Genomic DNA, 16,969 nt, shown 5'->3' on the forward strand with positions numbered 1-16,969 from the left:
AAGCGAGATAGCAATGAGTCAACCCGAATCGACCTCTCAAGACATTTTACCGACTTGGGTAGATTCTTCGCTGATTAAAGGAATGTTGCGCGGTATTGAGCGTGAAAGCTTACGTATGCAAAGCAACGGTTTCTTGTCTCAGGCCGACCATCCCCAAGCCTTGGGTGCGGCTTTGACTCATCCGCATATTACGACAGACTATTCTGAAGCTTTGATGGAATTTATCACGCCGCCAAAAGAAACCATTACAGAGGCATTGAACTATCTGCAAGATATTCATGCTGTTGCGCATACGCATTTAGAACATGGTGAAAAACTTTGGCCGTTGTCGATGCCATGCATGTTGGATAAAGACGAAGACAGTATTCGTTTAGCGCAATATGGCAGCTCGAATATAGGACGTTTTAAAACCTTGTACCGTCGTGGTTTAGGGGTGCGTTATGGTCGCCGGATGCAGACCATTTCAGGGGTGCATTATAATTTATCCTTCCCAGACCATTTCTTTGAAGCACTGCAACAACACGAAACTGACGACGCCCTCAAGGCATTGAGCTTACAGGATTATCGCAGTCATCGTTATTTCGGCCTGATCCGTAATTTTATTCGTTTAACGCCATTGGTGATGTTTTTGGTTGGAGCGAGCCCGTCGGTGTGTAAATGTTTTATGACTGGACGAGAACATCAGCTGTTACCGCTCTTAAAAGGCACGCTATTTTTACCTTATGCGACGGCGCTGCGTATGGGAAATTTTGGCTATCAAAATTCAGCACAAAAACAGTTAGGGATTCACTACAACGACATTCAGGCGTATTTGGAAGGTTTGCAAAAAGCGGTGCATACCCCGTATGCTGCATTTAGTCATTTAGGTTTAAATGATGAACAGGGTGAACCGATTCAAATTAATGACCATGTGTTGCAAATTGAAAATGAATACTACAGTTTGGTTCGTCCGAAACAAGTGCCACAGGATGGTGAAACACCGTCTGAAGCCCTGCAAAATCGTGGCGTAGGTTATGTTGAATTACGCGCGGTAGACGTCAATCCTTATAGCCCGATTGGGATCAATGAAGACACGGCAGGCTTGCTCGAAGTGGTGGCTTTGTACTGTTTATTGCAAAACAGTCCAGCGTTGTTAGATGCCGAACAAAATGAAATTGAGAAAAATCAGGCGGAAGTAGTGAACCGTGGTCGTGCCCCAAATGCAGTGATTTTACAGCAAGGGCAAGCGATTCCAATTGAAACATGGTGTCGTACACATGTTGCAGCGATGCAACCGTTGGCTGAATTGCTAGATGATTCTTACAATACAAATATTTACACTCAGGCAATGGCTGTGATGCAATCACGCATTGATGAAGTCGATGAAACATTGTCGGCACGTATGATTAGCGATACTTTAGAACAAGGTGGAACTTGGGGCTTTGGTAGCTTTATGGCCTTACAACATGCTGAAGTGTATGAGCAGCATGTCTTGAGCCCTGAAGCTGCTGCATATTTTGCACAAGCTGCTGAGCAGTCTTTAGAAAAACAGGCTCAACTTGAGCAAGACTGTACCTTGAGTTTTGAAGAATATTTGAAAAACTTTAGATAAAAAATTTTAAGAGGATTTACCATGAAATGGAGTTTCCGCTTCGTGAGTGGTTTGTTGTTTTTAGCCAGCGTGATCGGTATGTCTTTTGCGCTGTTTTTAGAACATGTACAAGGCTTAGAACCTTGTCCGTTGTGCGTATTCCAACGTATTGGTTTGATTGGACTCGGCATCATTTCATTGATTGCATTGATTCACAATCCAGCATCGAATTGGGGTAAACGCATTTACGCATTGTTGGGGACACTATCAATTCTTTGGTCTGCTGGGGTGGCTGCGCGTCATATTTGGCTGCAAAACTTACCGCCAGACAAAGTACCGAGCTGTGGCCCAGGACTGGATTATTGGGTAGAAACGCTGCCGTTAAAATCGGTCTTTGAGCAAGTGCTGACAGGCTCTGGTGAGTGTGCCAAAGTGGATTGGACCTTCTTGGGACAATCTTTACCGGTTTGGTCATTGGTGTTTTTTGCGGTATTAACCTTGCTCAGTCTTTGGCAGTTATTGCGTAAATATCCAAGCAAACCAGTCCCACGTTTACGTGATAAATTTTAATTTAGTGATACATAAAAAAGCCCTCAGTTGAGGGCTTTTTTTTATGAGTCTCAATGGGGGGTACGTTAGGTTAGGGCAATGCCTTCCACACTTTCCAAGTCCATCATAAATTCATAGATATGATCACAAGCTTTATCGTCATTGTTTGGATAGAACCAATGCACGATTTGCTCAGCCACTTGCGGATGATGCTGAATTTCAAAATGGTTCAGGCCATAAAATATTGCTTTATGTGAGTCAGGTACTTTTAATTGGTAGCGTGGGTTTGGGTGTTCTCCTAACGCACTTTTCACACTGACCAAGTAATCTCCAATCACATGTCGCGTTTTATTGCGACGATGTTCATATTCGATGGTCCCTGCCACGAGGTAGGTATTGATATGCGATGGAATCGGGGCTGGTTTACGGTTGTCGTCCATGAGTCCAATACGGACATCATTATGTTCCCAATCATCATCACGCACGCTGCCATAGCGCAAATCTAAAATGCCGTTACTGCGAATATTCACCACGTGGCCCACGATTTTGACCAAAGGGAAACGCCCCAATTGATCTTGCAGATGAAATCCGATACGTTCAAGCACAGCACCATGATGCGGTGAGCCTAAGCAGACTAGATTTTCGACTTGATGAATCCATTGATACATATTTTGTTTGCCATAAAAAATGGCACTACGGGACACTAAGCCTCCCATACTATGACCAATTAAGTCGATACTGGTAATGCCGGGGTTGCGACGGACCAAATCTTCTAATGTATTGGCTAGGCTGCGACCATTGGTCGAGATACGACGACCCGTATTGTAATTTAAATACAGCATGGTGTTATGGTCACGTTGAGAAAGTAATTTTTCACCAATGCCGCCATATTTGGCTGTCGACCATGACAGATGATTCATGCACAGCCCATGAATTAACAGGGTAATACGACCGTTTAATTCGCCTTTTTGTACCGCACCATAATGGTCGTAAACCACCATCGGTAAGGCCATCGGGTTGTGATATTTCAGTAAATAGTCACCCAGCACCCCATTCAGCGCACCTACTAGAAAATGTAAAGACGGCGTGAGAGGTTTGTCGTGTAAGCGTGGGAATTTTTCAATAATGCTACGCAGCGTTGGTGCAAGTAAATAATTGCCATAATTGAAAAAAGTGTTGTAAGAAAATTCGTAAATCCGTGCAATGGTCGGCTGCTTATGAAAGGCTTTCGAGCCTTGTTCGCTCATTCCAAAAATACTGATTAAAATTTCACGTTGAATGTTTTTGATCAAGTCATGCACGACATCACTAAAACGCATTGTCACGAGTTGTGCCAAACCTTCCAGCACATCTGCTTGACTGGGTGGAGTGCGGTCCCATTTACAATAGGTTTCATGCAATGGTGTTAAGCTAGGCATAATGTTCCTATCCTTACATTCAATGCTATCCCTCGATTGTATTTATTACTGGAATAGCCTGAAGTTTCATTGTTTATTTTATAAAATTCTCACGAACAGCTTTTACAATACCGATAACAGACCTGTCGGTGAATGCCTTTTGTCTGACAATTTTACTAAAAATTCAAATTTAGAAAATGTGACGCAGTTAGCACTTATATGCCACTTTTAAAGCAATTTAAAGATCAATTTGGAATCAAAATGATGAATATTGTGTATTTGCATGGTTTTCAAAGTAACTCAAATTCAGTGAAAGGGCAGATATTGCGGCGCCATTGCGCAGACTTAAATGGTCTGCATGTGCATTTGCCAGATTTGAATATGCCACCGCTACAGGTAATGCAGCAGATGTCAGAGCTGATTGAAGGTTTGGATGATGTGGTTTTGGTCGGTAGCAGTTTAGGTGGCTTTTATGCGACGCAGTTGATGGCACGTCATCACATTCCTGCGGTGCTCATCAATCCTGCGGTCTATCCATGGCAATTATTTCGTGATTTATTTGGTGAGACGGCATTGCCTTATCAGGTGACTGAAACGTGGTGCTTGGATGATGCACAGCTCAATCAAATGCAGGCTTTGGCTGTATCTAAGGTTGAAAATGCAGATCAACTGTTGGTCTTGCTCCAACAAGGTGATGAAACCTTGGATTATCGTGATGCCACTAGTTTTTATAGTGCGGTTCAAGCCGGCACGGCTATGCTGATCACTGAGGTGGGTGGAACGCATGGCATGGATGATTTTGCAGAAAAAATACCGATGCTCTTGCAGTTTTTATCTGATGCTGTCAAAAATATGCCTAAATAAAATGATCCAATACAAATGCTGAAAAGTTAGATCCAACATACAAAAAATGGGCAGTTACGACATCATTTGACGTTTAAATTGTTTAAGAAAATGGCGGCTGATCGCAAGAGATATGCATTTTAATAAAAAAGCATATACTGTAGCGCTTGAAGAAATGTTTTAACCAAAAAGCAGGGAATTTTGCAACGTGACGCAATATACGGCTCAATCACTTGAAGTTTTATCTGGCCTAGATCCGGTACGTCGTCGTCCGGGTATGTATACAGACACTACACGACCAAACCATTTGGCACAGGAAGTGATAGATAACTCCGTCGATGAAGCGCTTGCAGGTCATGCCAACAAAATTACTGTGACGGTTTATAAAGATGGTTCTTTGTCGGTAGAAGACAATGGACGCGGTATGCCTGTTGATATTCATCCTGAGTATGGTCAAAGCGGGATTGAAATTATTCTGACCAAATTACATGCCGGTGGTAAGTTCAGTACCGATAACTACCAATTCTCAGGTGGTTTACACGGTGTGGGTATTTCGGTGGTGAACGCACTGTCAGATCGTGTTGAAGTGGAAGTTCAGCGTCAAGGCAATCTATATAAAATGGCCTTTGAACATGGCGTTCCTGTGGCACCGCTTGAGGTGTTGGAAGGTAAATGCGCTAAACGTGCAACGGGTACTACCGTGCATTTTTGGCCTGAAGCCAAATATTTTGATTCGCCTAAATTTGCGCTGAAAGCCTTAAAACACAACTTAAAAGCCAAGGCTGTTTTGGCGGCAGGCTTGCAGATTATTTATATCGATCAAATCAACAACGAAAAGATCGAATGGCAATTTGAAAATGGTCTAGTCGACTATTTGATGGATGAGCTACAAGACCGTGACATCGTTCCTGTTCCTGCATTTGTGGCGACTGGTGAAGCTGAACGTGCTAGTGCTGAATTTGCCATTTGCTGGAACGTTGAAGGCGGCGAACAGATTCAAGAAAGTTATGTCAATTTGATTCCAACTGCGCAAGGCGGTACACATGTCAACGGTTTACGTTCGGGTGTGACAGATGCGATTCGTGAGTTCTGTGAATTACGTAACTTGTTGCCGCGTAATATGAAGCTGTCTGCCGAAGATGTGTGGGATGGTGTCAACTTTATTCTGTCTTTAAAATTCCAAGAGCCACAATTTTCGGGTCAAACTAAAGAACGACTTTCAAGCCGTGAAGCCTCTAGTGTGGTGTTAAATATTGCCAAAGATGCCTTTGCACTGTGGCTGAATCAAAACTCCGATATTGCTATGCAACTGGCAGAAATGGTGATTGCCAAGGCCGGTCGCCGTTTAAAAGCTGCGAAAAAAGTTGAACGTAAAAAGATTGTTTCAGGTCCAGCTTTACCAGGTAAATTGGCGGACTGTGTGGGGCATACCCTCGAAGAATCAGAACTGTTTATTGTGGAAGGGGATTCTGCAGGTGGTTCTGCTAAGCAAGCACGTGATAAGAACTTCCAAGCGATCATGCCGATCCGAGGTAAGATTTTAAATACTTGGGAAGTGTCTTCTGATGAAGTTTTAGCATCGCAAGAAGTACATGATATTGCGATTGCGATTGGTGTAGATCCGGGTAGTGATGACTTATCTGAATTACGTTATGGCAAAATTTGTATTTTGGCCGATGCCGACTCGGATGGTTTGCACATTGCAACTTTACTTTGCGCACTGTTCGTCAAACATTTCCATACTTTGGTTGAGGAAGGACATCTATTTGTGGCGATGCCACCGCTGTTCCGTATAGATGACAATAAAGATGTGCACTATGCCTTGGATGAAGATGAACTGGAAAGCATCTTAAAGAAATGTAAAACCAAAAATCCTCAAATCACTCGATTTAAAGGATTGGGTGAGATGAACGCGAGTCAGCTGCGTGAAACGACTATGGATCCCAATACACGTCGTTTAGTGCAACTGGACTTGGATGACGTACAGTTTACTTCAGGTTTACTCGACAAATTATTGGCGAAAAAACGCTCTTCAGACCGTAAGCATTGGTTGGAACAGAAGGGTAATTTGGCCGATTTGGCGGTTTAAAAGGGCAATAAGAAAAAAACCACGCAAGTGGTTTTTTTTTGCTTCAAATGTAGGAAAAGCTGCATGATTTGTGTGCTAAAACACCGTATTTTTTGAAAAACGTCGCAAAATTGTTCAATTATAGGTCAAATGTTGGATACAAGTTTGTATGCATCTTTGCGGTGATTTTACGGTGTTTGGATCGAACCATAAAAAATTACAAGCAAAGTTTTTTATTATAACTATATGAAAAATAATATTTAAAAATAAATAACAGCACTCAATCAAAATAAAAAATAAGGCTTGGCACAGTTATTGAATTGCTCTGTTGTGATGAAAGACAACAAATGCATTTTAAAAATGTGACTTACAAGCTTAGGTTGGGAGTGTGAATAATGTTTCAACGCAATGTATTTGCTAAAAGTATTTTAGCGGCAACGATGACTGGGGCGATTGCTTTAACGGGGTGTTCAAAACCTGCAGAAGAAAAAACAGAAAGCGCTGCATCTGAACCAAAAGCCGCTGCAGCAAGTGGTGACACCATTAAAGTGGGGATCTTACATTCGCTGTCAGGCACGATGGCGATCTCAGAAACTTCTCTAAAAGATACGGCCTTGATGGCGATTAATGAAATTAATGCCAATGGCGGGGTATTGGGCAAAAAACTAGAACCAGTGGTGGTTGATCCGGCATCGGACTGGCCATTATTTGCGGAAAAAACCCGTCAGTTGATTACCCAAGACAAAGTAGCCGTGATTTTTGGTTGCTGGACGTCGGTATCTCGTAAGTCGGTTTTACCCGTGGTTGAAGAATTAAATGGCTTATTGTTCTACCCTGTTCAGTATGAAGGTCAGGAACAGTCTAAAAATATTTTCTACACAGGTGCGGCACCGAATCAGCAAGCGATTCCTGCTGTTGAATATCTGATGAGTGAAGAGGGCGGTAAGGCAGAACGCTTTGTACTGTTGGGCACAGATTATGTTTACCCACGCACTACCAACAAAATTTTACGTGCATTCTTAAAGTCGAAAGGCATTGCCGATGCAGATATCATGGAAGAATACACGCCCTTTGGTCATAGCAACTATCAAACCATTGTGGGCAATGTGAAGAAGTTTGCGGCAGGGAAAAAGACTGCTGTGATCTCGACCATTAACGGCGATTCAAATGTGCCGTTCTATCGTGAATTGGGCAACCAAGGCATCAAAGCTGCGGATATTCCAGTGATGGCGTTCTCTGTAGGTGAAGAGGAATTACGCGGTATCGACACCAAGCCGCTGGTCGGACACTTGGCATCGTGGAACTACTTCATGTCAGTGAAAAATCCAGTGAATACTGAATTCACCAATAAAATGAAGCAGTATGCCGTGGAATACAAACTGCCAAATGCCGATAAATTTGTGACCAATGACCCGATGGAGGCTACCTATGTCGGCATCAATATGTGGAAACAAGCGGTAGAAAAAGCAGGAAGCACAGATGTCGATAAAGTGCGTGAAGCTATGACTGGCCAAGAATTTAAAGCGCCATCGGGCTATACCTTGCAAATGGATGCGTCGAACCATCATTTGCATAAACCAGTCATGATTGGTCAGATCCGTGCCGATGGTCAGTTTGATGTGGTACACAAAACCGCAAAAACCATAGCTGCAGAGCCATGGAGCCCGTACATCCCTAAATAATTCAATCTGAATGCCTGCTGCCATTGTGTAGTGGGCATGTTTTGATGTGATCCCTAGATGGGGTTGTTCTATTACTCAATAGGGATGCTTATAAGATGAAAAAATTACGCAATTTCCCGATCCTTTTTCTATTCCTGAGCCAATTATTCTGTCTGCAAATTGTGCATGCAGAAACTGCAGCAGATGTGGTGCCTACGGTGCAATCTGTGCAGCAAGGTGACGCCATTCAGCAATTTGTTCGCGGGAGTTTTACCGAGCGACGCAGCTTACTCAATCAATGGCCGGGCGATATTGAATCCTTAGATCAGTTGGCCGCATTGGTTGAAAAAGATCAGTTATATAGTGGTCAAAGCGGTCAAACCTATATTTTAGAAACTGACGAAAAATTATTGAGCTATCCAGATTTGCAAACCGTGACGGATTGGCCTGCCGATTTATCTCAAGTCACCTTGGTGAATACCCTTCGTAAAGCCTTAACGTTTGCGCAAGCGAAAGAAAAGCTGCAATCGGATGATTTAAACCAGCGTTTAGATGCGATCGATATTTTAGAAAATAACTTGGCTGAGTTGGATGTTAAAAATATTAATCAATTGTATTTAAATGAAAAAAATAACAAAGTTAAAGCCCGTTTAGCGCAGCTCAAAGCACGCTTGGATTATCAAAACCCTGATGTATTACAAAAAATACAGGCGGCTAAAGTGCTGCAAGATTCTAACCGTCCTGATGTGTTGGCGATGGTGGAACAGGAATTACAACAAGCCAACCTGCATCCCGAGTTAAAAGCTGCACTGACAGAAGCCAAGAGCAATATTAAAACTCGTATTCAGGCCAGTGAATGGACTGGACATGTCTTTTCTGGACTGAGCACGGCCAGTATTTTACTACTGGCGGCGTTGGGCTTAGCCATTACGTATGGTCTGCTAGGCGTGATTAACATGGCGCATGGTGAACTGATCATGATCGGGGCCTATACCACTTATGTGGTGCAAAGCCTGTTTAAGAGTTATCTCAGTAGCTATGTCGATTGGTACTTGATTGCCGCGATTCCTGCTGCATTTATTGTAAGTGCTTTGATCGGCATGTTGATTGAACGTACTGTTATTCGTCCCTTGTATGGCCGTCAATTGGAAACACTATTAGCCACCTTTGGTGTGAGCTTAATTTTAATGCAAGTGGTGCGCATGGTTTTTGGTGCGCAGAACGTTGAGGTGTCGAATATTTCATGGCTGTCAGGGGGCATTGCTGTGACACCGAGTCTGATGCTGCCTTATAACCGTATTGCCATTATTGGCTTTACCGTTGCGGTACTCCTATTACTGGTTTACTTGCTGAATAAAACCCGCTTTGGTTTATTTGTTCGTGCCGTGACGCAAAACCGTCAAATGGCACAGGCCGTAGGTATCCGTTCTAGCCGCATTGACATGATGGCTTTTGGCTTAGGTTCGGGGCTTGCAGGTCTTGCAGGCTGTGCCTTAGCACAAGTCGGCAATGTCGGTCCTGACCTAGGACAAAACTATATTATCGATGCGTTCTTGGTGGTTGTGGTTGGCGGTGTTGGCCAAGTATGGGGCGCAGTACTGGCGGCCTTAGGTCTAGGTGTCAGTGGCACAGTGTTGGAAATCGGCATGGGTGCAGTCTTAGCGAAAATTATTCTACTGGTTCTTGTGATTTTGTTTATTCAAAAACGTCCACAAGGTTTGTTTGCCATCAAAGGCCGTTTTGTGGAGTAAGCGCATGAAAATAACTTCGTTATTATCGGATAAACCCTATAGCGGTATGGCGTTTGCCGTGTGCTTTGCCATTTTGCTGATTTTGCCTTGGTTACATGTATTGCCAGCCGATTCAGCACTGCATTTATCAGCGTATTGGGTCACGCTCATTGGCAAGATTATGTGTCTCGCCTTGGTGGCATTGGCCTTAGATTTGGTTTGGGGCTATGCCGGTATTTTAAGTTTGGGACATGGTCTGTACTTTGCCTTGGGCGGCTATGCCTTCGGTATGTATCTCATGCGCGAAGCGGCAGGCGATGGCTTACCCGATTTTATGCGCTTTTTGAGTTGGACTGAGCTACCGTGGTACTGGATGGGTACTGAACATATCGTGTGGGCATTGGCTTTGGTGGTTTTAGTTCCGGGATTGATTGCCTTCATTTTTGGCTTCTTTGCCTTCCGCTCAAAAATTAAAGGCGTGTATTTTTCAATTATTACCCAAGCCATGACTTTTGCCGCTGCGCTACTATTTTTCCGCAATGAAACCGGCTTTGGCGGTAACAACGGCTTTACCGGTTTTAAAACCATCTTAGGTATGGATATTACCTCTGCACCAATGCGTGCAACCTTGTGTTTCCTCACGGCACTGACTTTGCTTATCTGTTTTGTCGGTTTACGTCACCTGATGAATAAACCCTATGGTCGTGTACTTGGTGCAATTCGTGACAGTGAAAACCGTTTGCAATATTTAGGTTACCGCACCTTATGGTACAAGCTCTCTGCATGGGTGTTGTCCGCTGTGATCGCAGGGATTGCAGGTGCTTTGTATGTCCCTCAAGTCGGCATGATTAACCCGAGTGAAATGAACCCTGTCAATTCGATTGAAATGGCAGTGTGGGTGGCTGCAGGGGGGCGCGGTACGCTGATTGGCCCGATTTTGGGAGCAGGTTTAATCAATGGGGTGAAGACCTATTTCACGGTGGCTTATCCAGAGGCATGGCTATTGATTTTAGGTGCACTGTTTATTGTGGTAACGATATTCCTGCCAAAAGGTGTGATTGGGTTATTAGTGCGGTTTAAAAAGGAGCGCAGCGAATGAATGATCAATGGGTTCAACCGCATGGAGGTCACGCTGTTGAAGGTTATGGACGACCGAAAGAGCAGGGTGCGGACTTCAGTCACGGGATTGCCCTGTATTTGGAAAAAGTCAGCGTTTGGTTTGATTCTTTCCGCGCATTAAATGATTTGTCGTTATATATCAAAGAAGGTGAGCTGCGTTGCATCATTGGTCCCAATGGTGCAGGCAAAACCACGCTGATGGATGTGATTACAGGGAAAACTCGCCCAACAGAAGGTTCGGCTTTTTTTGGGCAAACCTATGATTTGGCAAAAATGAGCACGGAGCAAATTGCAGAAGCTGGAATTGGTCGTAAGTTTCAAAAGCCTACTGTATTTGAAAATTTTACTGTGATGGAAAACCTGTTATTGGCAGCACCGAAAGATAAACGGGTGAAAAAGAGTTTTTTCAGCAAGCTTGATCCAGATGCGCAAAATGCCTTGGACGAATCTTTAGCACAAATCCGCTTAGAAGAATTGATCCATAAACCGGCAGGGCTGTTGTCACATGGTCAAAAGCAGTGGTTAGAAATAGGCATGCTACTGATGCAGCGTCCAAAGTTGATTTTGCTGGATGAACCTGTAGCAGGGATGACCGATGCTGAAACAGAGCGCACTGCAGAGCTGTGTTTAGAGTTGAAAAAGAACCATACCCTTGTTGTGGTTGAACATGACATGAGCTTTATTGACACCATCAGTGAAAAAGTCACCGTATTGGCGCAAGGTGCGATTTTGGCCGAGGGTACATTGGCCGAAGTCCAAGCCAATGAAGATGTCATTGAAAAATATCTCGGACGTTAAGGAGCAGACCATGTTAAAAGTCAAAGACGTCAATCAGTTTTATGGTGGCAGTCATATTTTAAGGGATGTGACATTTGCCGCTCCCGTGGGGGCGTGTTCAGTGGTGCTTGGGCGAAATGGTGTGGGTAAAACCACCCTCTTAAAATGTTTAATGGGCATTTTACCGATCAAGTCTGGGCAGATCTTACTGGATGGCAAAGACATTTCTAAACTGAGTCCAGAGCAACGTGTACGCGAAGGATTGGCTTATGTACCGCAAGGACGGGATATTTTCTCGACCTTGACCGTTGAAGAAAATATTTTGATTGGGATGGCAAAATTTAAAGGCGCTAAGACCCGAAAAGTGCCAGAACATCTCTATGAGATTTTCCCCGTATTGGATGAAATGAAACATCGTCGAGGTGGAGATTTATCTGGTGGTCAGCAGCAACAATTGGCGATTGCCCGTGCGCTTGCTTCCGAACCACGGGTATTGATTTTAGATGAACCGACCGAAGGCATTCAGCCCTCGATTATTAAAGATATTGGTCGTGTGATTCGTCAGTTAGCCGATGGCGGAGAAATGGCGATTGTTTTGGTTGAGCAGTTTTATGATTTTGCAGAAGAACTTGCAGATGAATATACCGTGATGGCGCGGGGGCAAGTGATTGCACAAGGTGTCGGTAGTGAAATGCCTGAAAAAGGCATTCGGGAACTGGTGGCGATTTAACATTTAGTTGACTACGATGTGTGGCGGGCTTGTATGAATCAAGTTCGTTACTCTTTTAATTCAATTTACTAAGATCAAAAAATCGTTGCTGGTCATGGCAGTGGCATCAAAAAAACGAGGGGCTTCAAAAAAAATTTGTTTTAAGCCATAAGCTTAAGTTGTTCTCAGCATTGTCATTTGAAGCTTCAGCATCTAGTGCTTAAATGATGCTAAGCGCAGTACTGAAACTTGGGTAAAAGGTGAATTGGAATCCATCAGTATTCGATCAAATGCGGCCGAATATACAAAATATCTGCTTTATTTTTGTGTGGATTACATTAATCTAAATGTACGACATAACAAGAAGATAAGAATATGGACGCGATATTATATTTGATCCCACCGAATGATTTGGAAACACTGATTTTAGAAGCAGAAACCCCTCAAGATGTCTTGGATTCACCTTTTGTACAACACTCCTTATTTTTAGGGGAAGCGTGGCAAGAGTTGAATCCATTATTAAGCCTGAACAGTGATTCAGCTGCGGCACCGAGTTATGCCATTCAGGCAGAACATCCATTGTCAGAGCGACGCCCGGGACTGAGCCTAGCAGTGCATTACAATACTGTAGTTCGCGTTGCAGAAATCCAGCAGGCATTACAACAGTTAAGCGTGGATGAAATCAAAAAACGTTATTTGGTCACGATTGCAGAAACCGCACCTGAGCAAGAGCTCAAATTGGCCGAATTAAAACTGCTTTTTTTACAGTTACAAGACCTTTATCGTGATGCGGTGCGTCATAACCTATCGGTGCTGAGTGTGATACAAGATGGTATTCGTTTGGATAAACTACCATAAACACAGCTCAACACGGGTTATAACTGAAGTTGCATCAGGACGAGATCACGCCATTCACCAAACTTTTGTCCCACTTCAGGCATATAACCTGTTTGCTTAAAGCCTAATTTTTTGTGCAGGGCAATCGAGGCGCTATTGCCGTGATCAATGCCAGCGATCATGACATGCATATTTTGGCTTTTGGCATGCTGAATTAGGTGCTCTAATAATTGCTGACCGAGACCCAGTCGAGCATAGTTTGGGTCAATATAGACAGAATGCTCAACAGTATGTCGATAGCCAGCAAAATGACGGAAAGAACCATAGTCAGCATAACCTGCGATTTGCTGTTGATCCTGATCTTCAATCACCACAAATGGAAAATTTTGCTTTTGGAATTCCAGCAATTTCTGTTGAAAAGAGTCGAGGCTGTAGGCTTGATCATTCCATGTCGCAAAGCCGTTGAGAACTTCATGATTATAGATTGCGAGAATGGCCGCTAAGTCTTGTGGAATTGCAGGTCGAATGAGAAAAGACATGCGCAAATTTCTGATAAAAATAAAGTCAATTTAAAAACTTAGGCATAAAAAAAGCAAGGTGATGAACCTTGCTTTTTCTTCATCGCGTTCTGAGTCGAACTTAGAAGTGGTATTTCACCAAAGCACTGACATCGTTTTGGTCTACGCCTTTAATACCAAATTTGTTGTTCCAAACTGAATGTTCGATACCAACATATAATTTAGTTTTTGGTGAAATGTGTTTACCCACATTCCATTTGTACTGAGATGTCCAGTTTAATTCACTTGCATGGTCTGCTTCAGCAGTAGACCAGTCTAGGAAGGCATCTGCTAAAAACTCTTCTGAACCTAATTTGAACGGCACTGCATAAGTGATTGTCATTTGATAATCATCTTTAGTTTTGTCGTTAGCCGCTTTATAGAAGTTCACATTCGCATATTGTGTATATGGAATATCGAGAGAGAAACCTACACCGTACAAGAAGTTGTTAAATTCAGAGTTGTGGTGATCGTAACCGGCATTATGTTCCCAAGTCGTTGCAATAAGAACGTCTTTGATTGGACCCATAGAAAGGTCTTTACCAGAAACTTCACCTAAGCTTAAACGTGGCGCTAATTCTGCATAAGTTGATTGATCATCGTTACCATCCAATTGTTGGTCAACGAAGAAGAATACATCTGAATATTTCAGTTTAGCTGCATATTCGGCTGTGATCGTTGTACGGTCTTCAGTACCAACTTCATAGTTTTCACCATATAAGCCAGTTAAGCTGAAATCTTGCCATACGATAGGTGAAGCTTGAGTGAAAGCAGCAGCAGATGCTAATGCACATGATGCAACGATTTGTGTAAGTTTCATTAAAAAATATCTCCCCCCGAGAAGCACTGAAAGCATACAGATTATTAAGCAAAAATAAAGCCAAATTTTACTCAACGGGAAATTGTTTTGTAATTTGAAGGGGAAATATGCCGTGAATGATCAATGACGGTAAAAGCGAGATTTTGAGTTGGAGTGGAATTGTACAAATAGAAGGTGGGCGTTGAGGAAATGCACAAAAATATGACCCAAATCAATTAAAACAATGCAAATCTACAATAAAGTCTTACTTTTTGTATGGATATTAAAAAAATATCAAAATAGCACTTGCAAAATTCTAACTTAAGACCGATATTCGAAGTATAAGGACACGGATCTGCAGACTCTAAAGTGTTCATCATTCAATGTGGAGGACGACGTTCCATACAAAGTTGAAGATGGTCATTGCTGTAACATTTACAGCAAATGTAACGTGCCAAGATAATAAGTTTTGCACAAATATTTATAGATATTACAGATAGATATGAGGATGATATTATGAACATAGAAATCCGTACAGATAAAAACATTCCTAATAGTGATCGATTAATTACATACGTTCGTGCAGAACTTAATGAAGAATTTCAGCGCCATAGTGAACGCATTACTCACTTTTCGGTGCATTTAAGTGATGAAAATGGGGACAAGGGCGGTAGCGACGACATTAAATGTATGATTGAAGCGCGTCCTGCTGGTTTGAAGCCTGTCGTGGTCAACCATCGTGGTCATAATGTAGATACAGCTATTCACGGTGCAATTGATCGACTTAAACGTAGTCTTGAACATGTGTTCGAAAAGAAAGAGAACCCACGCAGTACACAACCTGCTTTTGCTGAAGCAGATGACAGCGTAGATGACGAATAAGTCTCAAAATTTAAAAAAGCCCTGCGGGGCTTTTTTTGTGTGTTTTGTATTTTGTTTTACATGAAATTCAAACAAACGCGGCTTTATTCGGCATAATAGATCAAAATAAATTGAAGTGAGCTTTCCCGATGTTAACAGCGCAACAACAGCTTTTTGTGCAAGCGTTAGAAGAACAAGATCTTGCACAGGTGCAACGCCTGTTGGCAGATGGTCTAAATCCAAATTTTATCGATTTTGAAAAAGGACCTGCGGTTTCTGTATGGTCTGATGGTTTGTTTAAATGGTGGGAAATGGTTTGCGAAGCGTATGAAGCAGGTCAACCCTTAACAGCTGAACAGAAAACACAACATTTAGACGTACATATGCAAATCTTGGAAGCGCTGATTCAAGCCAAAGCCAATGTGCATTTATGGGATGCTGAAGAAATTTATGGTCCATTATGGGACGCCGCGAGTGCAGCATGTGTCCCTGCGGTACAGCGCTTATTGGATGAAAAAGTGAATCCAAATATGATTGATAGCGATGGTTTAACCATTTTGTCGTCGATTAGCGAATTATTTTTTGACTGTGATTTTGACGCGGTAAATTGGTCGGAAGCATTGGAAGAAGAAAAACAAACCTTGGAGCTTTTGCGTAGCCATGGCGCAAAAATGAGCAAAGAATTAGCATAATTGTGAGTAAAAACATGACTGTATTTAAAGTTTTAAGCATTGCAACATTATCCAGTTTGAGCCTGTCTGCATTTGCGGCGGATTTTTCATTTGACCGTCCGGGCGCGGGTATGGGCACAGGCATTACCCCTGTAGGTCGTTTGGCATGGGAACAAAGTTTGCCAGCAGCGAGCTATAGTGAAAGTCGTGATGACAATGGTGAAAAAGTAAAAAACACCACTTTAAATGCAGACATGTTATTCCGTACTGGTTTGGCAAAAGATTTGGAATTGCAATTGGGTTGGCAAGGTCCTGCATGGTCTAAAACCAAAGTTGCGGGTCGCTCAGTTGAAGAAGATGGTTTGGGTGATGTCAGCATTGGCCTGAAAAAAGCCATTGATTTGAATGATGAGAAATTATCGATGGCCATTCTTGCAGAAGCCATTATTGCAACAGGCAATGAAGGCTTTAGTGCTGAAGATGACATTTATAGTCTGACTTCCGCTGTGGCTTATGATTATAGCGATACAATTGGGACTTCAATGACCATGCGTTACGAAGTTCAAGATGGTGATTGGGCTGTGAGTGCTATTCCTGGATTGGAATATCACATTGCGGGTAATTTATCGGGTTTTTCTGAGCTGGTTTATCGCAAAGCAGAGAGTACCGATCAGGAAGTGTCATTAGCATCAGGTTTGACGTATGCCGTTTCGGATCGTATGCAGTTAGATGCGAGCGTCGGTCTAGAACTCACTGGCGGTCATAAAAATTATCAGTCAGGTTTAGGCGTATCTTACCTGTTCTAAAAGAACCTTAAATTT

Annotated in this window: 16 protein-coding genes; 13 read left to right on the top strand and 3 right to left on the bottom strand. The window is 42.7% G+C overall.

The features are described from left to right. The first annotated feature begins 13 nt into the window (after positions 1–13). Both gshA and AVJ20_RS10140 read left to right on the top strand, forming a co-directional pair. Positions 14–1,591: a glutamate--cysteine ligase gene (gene gshA / locus AVJ20_RS10135; RefSeq protein ID WP_111885118.1), complete on the top strand. Its 1,578-nt coding sequence runs from the start codon at positions 14–16 to the stop codon at positions 1,589–1,591. A 21-nt stretch (positions 1,592–1,612) separates the two neighbouring features. Further along, the gene (locus AVJ20_RS10140) at positions 1,613–2,140 is read left to right on the top strand and encodes a disulfide bond formation protein B (protein WP_078190602.1); all 528 of its coding nucleotides are present in this window, start codon (positions 1,613–1,615) and stop codon (positions 2,138–2,140) included. A gap of 65 nt (positions 2,141–2,205) precedes the next feature. On the opposite strand, the gene AVJ20_RS10145 is transcribed toward AVJ20_RS10140, so the two are convergent. Next, complete coding sequence (locus AVJ20_RS10145) at positions 2,206–3,537, bottom strand: alpha/beta hydrolase (protein ID WP_111885119.1); 1,332 nt, start codon at positions 3,535–3,537, stop codon at positions 2,206–2,208. A 243-nt stretch (positions 3,538–3,780) separates the two neighbouring features. Between AVJ20_RS10145 and AVJ20_RS10150 the strand changes: the two genes are divergently transcribed. The 8 genes from AVJ20_RS10150 to AVJ20_RS10185 all read left to right on the top strand — a co-directional run bounded on the left by AVJ20_RS10150 (position 3,781) and on the right by AVJ20_RS10185 (position 13,281). Then, positions 3,781–4,380, top strand: coding sequence for a YqiA/YcfP family alpha/beta fold hydrolase (locus AVJ20_RS10150; protein WP_111885138.1), 600 nt, complete (start codon positions 3,781–3,783; stop codon positions 4,378–4,380). 187 nt (positions 4,381–4,567) lie between these two features. Further along, entirely contained in the window at positions 4,568–6,448 is a 1,881-nt protein-coding gene (gene parE / locus AVJ20_RS10155; RefSeq protein WP_111885120.1) for a DNA topoisomerase IV subunit B, read from the top strand. 374 nt (positions 6,449–6,822) lie between these two features. Beyond that, positions 6,823–8,109: an urea ABC transporter substrate-binding protein gene (gene urtA / locus AVJ20_RS10160; RefSeq protein WP_111885121.1), complete on the top strand. Its 1,287-nt coding sequence runs from the start codon at positions 6,823–6,825 to the stop codon at positions 8,107–8,109. A 95-nt stretch (positions 8,110–8,204) separates the two neighbouring features. Then, the gene (gene urtB, locus AVJ20_RS10165) at positions 8,205–9,839 is read left to right on the top strand and encodes an urea ABC transporter permease subunit UrtB (protein WP_078190598.1); all 1,635 of its coding nucleotides are present in this window, start codon (positions 8,205–8,207) and stop codon (positions 9,837–9,839) included. 4 nt (positions 9,840–9,843) lie between these two features. Then, positions 9,844–10,917 carry an urea ABC transporter permease subunit UrtC gene (gene urtC, locus AVJ20_RS10170; protein WP_111885122.1) on the top strand — a complete coding sequence of 358 codons (1,074 nt, stop codon included), beginning with the start codon at positions 9,844–9,846 and terminating at the stop codon, positions 10,915–10,917. Then, the gene (gene urtD, locus AVJ20_RS10175) at positions 10,914–11,735 is read left to right on the top strand and encodes an urea ABC transporter ATP-binding protein UrtD (protein ID WP_111885123.1); all 822 of its coding nucleotides are present in this window, start codon (positions 10,914–10,916) and stop codon (positions 11,733–11,735) included. The genes urtC and urtD overlap by 4 nt, the downstream gene beginning before the upstream one ends. Before the next feature lie 10 nt (positions 11,736–11,745). Then, a complete protein-coding gene (urtE, locus tag AVJ20_RS10180; RefSeq protein WP_111885124.1) occupies positions 11,746–12,444 on the top strand; it encodes an urea ABC transporter ATP-binding subunit UrtE in 699 nt (232 codons plus the stop codon). A 354-nt stretch (positions 12,445–12,798) separates the two neighbouring features. Then, positions 12,799–13,281 (top strand): DUF1877 family protein, encoded by a 483-nt coding sequence (locus tag AVJ20_RS10185; protein ID WP_111885125.1) that lies wholly within the window; start codon positions 12,799–12,801, stop codon positions 13,279–13,281. A 17-nt stretch (positions 13,282–13,298) separates the two neighbouring features. Here AVJ20_RS10185 and AVJ20_RS10190 read toward each other — a convergent pair whose 3' ends face one another. Both AVJ20_RS10190 and AVJ20_RS10195 read right to left on the bottom strand, forming a co-directional pair. Then, positions 13,299–13,799 (bottom strand): GNAT family N-acetyltransferase, encoded by a 501-nt coding sequence (locus tag AVJ20_RS10190; RefSeq protein ID WP_111885126.1) that lies wholly within the window; start codon positions 13,797–13,799, stop codon positions 13,299–13,301. A 100-nt stretch (positions 13,800–13,899) separates the two neighbouring features. Next, positions 13,900–14,637, bottom strand: coding sequence for an outer membrane protein OmpK (locus AVJ20_RS10195; RefSeq protein ID WP_078190594.1), 738 nt, complete (start codon positions 14,635–14,637; stop codon positions 13,900–13,902). Between the two features lie 495 nt (positions 14,638–15,132). Between AVJ20_RS10195 and AVJ20_RS10200 the strand changes: the two genes are divergently transcribed. The 3 genes from AVJ20_RS10200 to AVJ20_RS10210 all read left to right on the top strand — a co-directional run bounded on the left by AVJ20_RS10200 (position 15,133) and on the right by AVJ20_RS10210 (position 16,954). Beyond that, on the top strand, positions 15,133–15,498 hold the full coding sequence (locus tag AVJ20_RS10200) for an HPF/RaiA family ribosome-associated protein (RefSeq protein WP_111885127.1): 366 nt from the start codon (positions 15,133–15,135) through the stop codon (positions 15,496–15,498). A 128-nt stretch (positions 15,499–15,626) separates the two neighbouring features. Continuing rightward, positions 15,627–16,169 carry an ankyrin repeat domain-containing protein gene (locus AVJ20_RS10205; RefSeq protein WP_111885128.1) on the top strand — a complete coding sequence of 181 codons (543 nt, stop codon included), beginning with the start codon at positions 15,627–15,629 and terminating at the stop codon, positions 16,167–16,169. A gap of 14 nt (positions 16,170–16,183) precedes the next feature. Further along, positions 16,184–16,954 (top strand): transporter, encoded by a 771-nt coding sequence (locus AVJ20_RS10210; RefSeq protein WP_111885139.1) that lies wholly within the window; start codon positions 16,184–16,186, stop codon positions 16,952–16,954. Positions 16,955–16,969 lie beyond the last annotated feature (15 nt).

Origin of the sequence: Acinetobacter sp. CFCC 11171, from assembly GCF_003268405.1 — a bacterium.
In the GTDB taxonomy this organism is placed as follows: Bacteria; Pseudomonadota; Gammaproteobacteria; order Pseudomonadales; family Moraxellaceae; genus Acinetobacter; species Acinetobacter amyesii.

What these genes read in the sequence shown, in the direction of transcription:
- AVJ20_RS10195 (WP_078190594.1), bottom strand. Translation starts at nt 14,637, where the DNA reads ATGAAACTTACACAAATCGTTGCATCATGTGCATTAGCATCTGCTGCT.
- gshA (WP_111885118.1), top strand. Translation starts at nt 14, where the DNA reads ATGAGTCAACCCGAATCGACCTCTCAAGACATTTTACCGACTTGGGTA.
- AVJ20_RS10200 (WP_111885127.1), top strand. Translation starts at nt 15,133, where the DNA reads ATGAACATAGAAATCCGTACAGATAAAAACATTCCTAATAGTGATCGA.
- urtD (WP_111885123.1), top strand. Translation starts at nt 10,914, where the DNA reads ATGAATGATCAATGGGTTCAACCGCATGGAGGTCACGCTGTTGAAGGT.
- AVJ20_RS10140 (WP_078190602.1), top strand. Translation starts at nt 1,613, where the DNA reads ATGAAATGGAGTTTCCGCTTCGTGAGTGGTTTGTTGTTTTTAGCCAGC.
- urtE (WP_111885124.1), top strand. Translation starts at nt 11,746, where the DNA reads ATGTTAAAAGTCAAAGACGTCAATCAGTTTTATGGTGGCAGTCATATT.
- AVJ20_RS10145 (WP_111885119.1), bottom strand. Translation starts at nt 3,537, where the DNA reads ATGCCTAGCTTAACACCATTGCATGAAACCTATTGTAAATGGGACCGC.
- urtA (WP_111885121.1), top strand. Translation starts at nt 6,823, where the DNA reads ATGTTTCAACGCAATGTATTTGCTAAAAGTATTTTAGCGGCAACGATG.
- AVJ20_RS10210 (WP_111885139.1), top strand. Translation starts at nt 16,184, where the DNA reads ATGACTGTATTTAAAGTTTTAAGCATTGCAACATTATCCAGTTTGAGC.
- AVJ20_RS10190 (WP_111885126.1), bottom strand. Translation starts at nt 13,799, where the DNA reads ATGTCTTTTCTCATTCGACCTGCAATTCCACAAGACTTAGCGGCCATT.
- AVJ20_RS10150 (WP_111885138.1), top strand. Translation starts at nt 3,781, where the DNA reads ATGAATATTGTGTATTTGCATGGTTTTCAAAGTAACTCAAATTCAGTG.
- urtB (WP_078190598.1), top strand. Translation starts at nt 8,205, where the DNA reads ATGAAAAAATTACGCAATTTCCCGATCCTTTTTCTATTCCTGAGCCAA.
- urtC (WP_111885122.1), top strand. Translation starts at nt 9,844, where the DNA reads ATGAAAATAACTTCGTTATTATCGGATAAACCCTATAGCGGTATGGCG.
- AVJ20_RS10205 (WP_111885128.1), top strand. Translation starts at nt 15,627, where the DNA reads ATGTTAACAGCGCAACAACAGCTTTTTGTGCAAGCGTTAGAAGAACAA.
- AVJ20_RS10185 (WP_111885125.1), top strand. Translation starts at nt 12,799, where the DNA reads ATGGACGCGATATTATATTTGATCCCACCGAATGATTTGGAAACACTG.